General features: G+C 71.2%; 6 protein-coding genes. All 6 read right to left on the reverse strand.

Annotated features, from left to right (window positions below; translation table 11 throughout):
• Positions 1-7: 7 nt before the first annotated feature.
• The 6 genes from ACWDR3_RS47150 to ACWDR3_RS47175 are packed head-to-tail and all read right to left on the reverse strand — an operon-like array spanning position 8 to position 4,973.
• Positions 8-1,132 carry a serine hydrolase domain-containing protein gene (locus ACWDR3_RS47150; RefSeq protein ID WP_450358856.1) on the reverse strand — a complete coding sequence of 375 codons (1,125 nt, stop codon included), beginning with the start codon at positions 1,130-1,132 and terminating at the stop codon, positions 8-10.
• Complete coding sequence (locus ACWDR3_RS47155) at positions 1,125-2,576, reverse strand: class I adenylate-forming enzyme family protein (protein WP_450358857.1); 1,452 nt, start codon at positions 2,574-2,576, stop codon at positions 1,125-1,127. The genes ACWDR3_RS47150 and ACWDR3_RS47155 overlap by 8 nt, the downstream gene beginning before the upstream one ends.
• A 4-nt stretch (positions 2,577-2,580) precedes the next feature.
• Positions 2,581-3,003, reverse strand: coding sequence for a MaoC family dehydratase (locus ACWDR3_RS47160; protein WP_450358858.1), 423 nt, complete (start codon positions 3,001-3,003; stop codon positions 2,581-2,583).
• Entirely contained in the window at positions 3,000-3,452 is a 453-nt protein-coding gene (locus ACWDR3_RS47165) for an FAS1-like dehydratase domain-containing protein (RefSeq protein ID WP_450358859.1), read from the reverse strand. The genes ACWDR3_RS47160 and ACWDR3_RS47165 overlap by 4 nt, the downstream gene beginning before the upstream one ends.
• Before the next feature lie 47 nt (positions 3,453-3,499).
• Positions 3,500-4,345, reverse strand: coding sequence for an enoyl-CoA hydratase-related protein (locus ACWDR3_RS47170; protein WP_450358860.1), 846 nt, complete (start codon positions 4,343-4,345; stop codon positions 3,500-3,502).
• Between the two features lie 4 nt (positions 4,346-4,349).
• The gene (locus ACWDR3_RS47175) at positions 4,350-4,973 is read right to left on the reverse strand and encodes a hotdog fold thioesterase (RefSeq protein WP_450358861.1); all 624 of its coding nucleotides are present in this window, start codon (positions 4,971-4,973) and stop codon (positions 4,350-4,352) included.
• Positions 4,974-5,018: the final 45 nt, after the last annotated feature.

Consider the following 5,018-nt stretch of genomic DNA (forward strand, 5'->3'; position numbering starts at 1 on the left):
GACCTGGTCAACCGACCAGGTCCGCCGCCAGGTTCGCGATGTTGGTCAGCAGCGCCCTACCGCGTCGGGAGTGGTCGTAGCCGGCCAGCGGGTAACCGTTGCTCAGGCAGGCGAAGGACAGGCCGGACTCCGGGTCCATGAAGCCCAGTTGGCAGGCGGCGCCCGCGCTGCCGAAGAGCGACGGCGAGCCGGTGGACGGGAGTTGGCTTCCGGCGTCCGGACCGGCCACCGTCACGAAGAGGCCCATGCTGGTACGGCGGCTGCCGCCACCTCCGTAGATCTGCTCCCCGTACGGGAGTTGGGTGAAGCGGATCCGCGTGCCCTCCGCCACCGCCTCCGGCTTCCACAGCCCCGAGTGCTCCAACGCCTGGAAGTACAGGGCGACATCGGCGGCGGTGGCGACCAGGGCGTGGCTGGGTTCACCGGCCGCGAGGACGCGGGGGTCAGCGAGGTACCACGGTCCCCAGGGGTCGGGTTCCTGGGTGTCGTCGGTGCGGTCGGTGGCGGTCATCGGGGCGACGGTGCCGGGCTGTCGGTCGACCGGGACGCCGAGTTCGATCGAGGTGAGGCCCAGCGGCCGGGCGATCCGCTCGTGGAGGTAATCGGCGAAGGGCAGCCCCGTGCGCCGCTCCACGATCTCGGCGATCAGCCAGGCGGCAGCAGTCAGATGGAACTGGAAGCGGGTGCCGGGCGGGGTGTCGAGCCGCCAGCGCCCGAAGGCGGCGAGCCGCTGCTCTCGGTCCAGCATCTTCGGGTAGCCGAGGGGCGCGAAGGGGAAGCCCGCAGTGTGCGTGAGCACCTGCTCGACGGTCACCGTCTCCTTCCCGTTCGGCGCGAACTCCGGGATGATCGCGGCGACTTGCTCGTCCAGGTGCAGGAGTCCCTCGCCGAGCAGCTTCCACACGACACCGGCGACGATCGACCGCCCGACGGACTGCAGGACGTATCGGGTGTCCGGTCCCGCGTCCCCCCAGGTCTCGAACGCCACCAGGCGACCGCCCCGGGCGACGGCGACCTGCGCGGACGGCAGCGGTCCGCGCTCGACCTCCAGACGGATCCGCCGCAGCAGGACATCAAGCCGGTACGGGTCCACCCCCACGCTCTCCGGGTCGACGACGGAGTGGTCAGTCATGGGCTTCTCCTTGGCCGGGCTCGCGCAGCCGCTGCCGTACGACCTTGCCGTTGGCGTTGCGCGGCAGCTGGTCCACGAACCACCAGCGGACGGGGACCTTGAATCCGGACAGCCGGGTCCGGGCGTGCACCCTGAGCGAGGCGGGTTGGGGCGGGGCGTCGGGGTCGGTCGGCACGACGAAGGCGACGACGGTCTGGCCGAGGCGCTCGTCTGGGGCGCCCGTGACGGCGACGTCAGCGACGCCGGGGTGCGCGGCCAGCACAGTCTCGACCTCCAGCGGGTGGACGTTCTCGCCCCCCCGGATGATCATGTCGGTGCCGCGGCCGTACAGATAGAGGTAGCCGTCCTCTGCCACTCGGCCCAAGTCGCCGCTGTGCAGCCAGCCTTCGGCGTCGATCCGGAAGAAATGGTCGGCGCGGGCGTGGATCTCGCCGATGCCGTCCGGTCCGGCGTCCCGCACCCGCAACTCGACGCCGGGAGCGGGCCGCCCTACGGACCGCAGCAGTTCGGTGCGACCGGCGACGGCTTCCCGGTGGTCCTCGGGGGTGAGCACGCTGATGGGTGAACCCTCGGTCTGCCCGAACATGTTGAGCATGCGGACGCCGGGCATCGCGTCGTAGGTCCGGCGTAGGGTGCCGGGGCGGACCGGCGCACCGCCGTACTGCAGGACCCGCAGCGTCTCGTGGTGTGCCTGGCCTGCCGTCAGCAGGGTCTCCAGCATCGCCGGGACCATGCTCGTGTGGGTGACGCCGAGTTCGCGCAGCAGGGTCCAGCCCTCGACGGTGAAGCGGGGCAGGCCGGTGATCAGCGCGCCCGCGGCCAGGGCGACGGCGATGTTGCCGAGGCCGGCGATATGATGGAAGGGCGCGCTGCCCCCGTAGAAACTGTCCGGACCGAGCGCACAGAGGCGGCCGTTGACGCGGGCCCGGGCGGCCAGGCGACGTTGCGTCATGCGGACGGGCTTGGGGATCCCTGTCGTGCCGGAAGTGTGCAGGACGATGGCAAGGTCGTCCGGCTCGGCGGTCAACGGCCTTGTGCTCGGGCGGAGTTCGGGGACGATGACGGCGCGGCGGCCGGACAGCTTGGCGACCTGTTCTCCGAGTTCGGCGAACTCGGTTTGCGCAAGAAGGAGTTGGGCCCCCGACGCCTCCACCACGGCCGCGATCTCGTACGGGGTCATACGGACGCCGAGCGGGGCTAGCGGGTGACCGGACCCCGCGCCGCCGATGACGAGCGCGAGGGCGTCGGCCGAGGTGGTGGCCAGGACGGGTACGGGGGCGCCTGCGTCGAGGCCGAGGGTGTCCAACCAGTTCGCGGCGCCGGCCGCTCGGTCGAGGAGTTCGTGTCCGGTCCAGGTGAGGTCCCCGAACCGGACGGCGGGACGGGAGTGGTCGTAGGCGGCGAGCACCGTCGCCGTCCAGGTGAACTCCGCCTCGCCGCCCACCGGTTCAGGGCTCCAGTAGGGCCGAAGCGGTGCCGGTGACCACCTCGGCGCCGTCCTGGGTGACGGTACGCAGCGAGAAGTGGGCGACCGGGCCGTCCGGCGTGTCCTCGACCGACTCGACGGTCGCCGTGGCGGTCAGGGTGTCGCCGGGCCACACCTGGGCCTTGAAGCGCACCCCGTACGTCAGCAGCGATGCGACGCCGACCCAGTCGGTCAGGACGCGTCCCGTCATGCCCATCGTCAGCATGCCGTGGGCGAAGACGCCGGGATAGCCCGCGACCTCGGTGGCAAACCGCTCGTCGGTGTGCAGCGGGTTGAAGTCGCCCGACGCGCCCGCGTATTGGACGATCCGGGTGCGCTTGAGGTCGTCGACCAGCACGCTCTCGCGGGTCTCGCCGACCTTCACGTCGTCGACGCTCAGGCTCATCGGACGTCCTTCCGGGTTGCGGGGCCCTCGGGCACGACGGCCACGGTGCGGGCGCTGACGACCGGTTCGCCGTCGGCGTCCCGGTACTCGGTGACGCGCTCGCTGAACAGCAGCCGTCCGGTGCGGCCCTGCTTCTCCCAGCTGCGTCCGGTGACGGTGGTGGCGTACAGGGTCTCCCCCGCGCGTACCGGCCGGTGGTAGTCGAAGTGCTGCTCGGCGTGCAGCCCGCCACCGCCCTCGGGCATCACGCCGGGCCCGGCGCCGGACCCGAACCACTCCTCGCCCGCCTTGGGCCGCAGCCGGTAGTCCGGGTCGTGGTGGGCACTCGCCATGGTGAAGGTGGGCGGTGCGAGCGCGGTCTCGCCGACGTAGGCCGGGTTGTCGTCACCGATGGCCCGGGCGAACGCCAGGATGTGCCCGGCCTCGACCGGGAAGAGCTGCCCAGTCATCTTCCTTCTCCTCGGTCAGTGCACACAGAAGCGGTCCTTCTTCTCGGTCAGTACGGCAGGAACGCGTCGCGCGTGGCCTCGTCCGGGTCGAAGTCCGGGGGCAGCCCCTCGAACTTGGGCTCCCGTTTCTCCACGAAGCTGGCGACCCCCTCGCGGAAGTCCGGCGAGCCCGCGAAGAACTCCATGGCGGAGTAGGAGCGGGCGAGCGCGTCGGTGAAGGGCCGGTCGAGGTCGCCGTAGACCTGATGCCGTACGACGGCCATGGCGCGCGGTGAGCAGTTGCGGGCGATGTCGCGGGCGTAGGCGCGGGCCGCGTCAAGCAGGTCCTCGGGATCCACGACCCGGCTGACGAGGCCGAGTTGCTTCGCCTCGTCGGCGTCGAAGACGCGCCCGGACAGGAGGAGGTCGAGGGCGCTCTCCAGGCCGATGACGCGCGGCAGCACGTACGGGAGGTTGTACTCGCCGGCGAGGCCGCGGCGGGTGAAGGCGGTGGTGAAGCGTGCGCCGCGAGCGGCGAAGCGGACGTCGCAGATCAGGGCCTGGACCAGGCCGATGCCCGCGCAGGCGCCGTTGACGGCCGCGATGAGCGGCTTGGGCATGGTCCGCCTGCTGTACATGGGCACGCGGGCCTGGAGGTTGAGGGACTGGCCCGGCTGCGCGTTCTGTTCCAGGCGCTGAACGTCCATGCCGGGGCAGAACGCCTTGCCGGCACCGGTGACGATCACGACGCGGACGGCGGGGTCGGCGGCGGCCTCGTCCAAGAGGGCGAAGAAGCGGCGCTCCATGGGGAGGCTCCACGCGTTCTTGCGCTCGGGTCGGTTGAGGGTGACGGTGGCGACACCGTCCTCGTCGACCTCGTACAGGACCAGGTCCTGGTCGGGTTCGTCCGACATCGCGTCACTCCTCGGTCAGCGGTTCGATGGCGTCGATGGACTGGATGGATGGAATGGGCTGGACGGGTTGCATGGGTTGGACGGGTTGGATGGGTTGCATGGGTTCGCCGACGCCCGGTCGCTCGCCGGAGATCGTCACCACCACCTGCCCCCGGGCGCAGACGATCCCGTCGGTCATCACGTCGACGTCGGCGAAGTGCAGCCTGCGGCCCCGTCGGACACAGCGCGCGTAGGCGACTGCCTCCGATCCCCGGGCGGGCGCTAGGTACTGCACCGACATCGAGACGGTGCTGAGCCGACTCCCCTTCTGGAAGTCGTGCCCGGCGATCACGGCTCCCGCGCCCGCGGTGTCGATGAGCGCGGAGATCACTCCGCCGTGGAAGACGCCTTCGTGGGCGGAGAGGGCTTCGGTGTAGGGCAGGACGACCTCGACGCCGTCGGGGTCCCAGCGGACCATGCGCACCCGGCAGAGGCGGTTGAACGCGACGCCGCGCTCCCAGCGGGCCCGGAACCACTCGCGGCGTTCGCGCTGTTCCTGGTCGGTGAGGGTCCTAGGGGCTGTCGTCTGGATCAGCCCAGCGTCGCGGGCCCTGGCACGCACATCTGCCGCGTTGTCGTCACTCGCCATGGCTCCGCCATGACTCCCTCCTCCGCCTTGCAGCTGCACGCACCA

It is taken from the genome of Streptomyces sp. NPDC001002 (assembly GCF_053599215.1).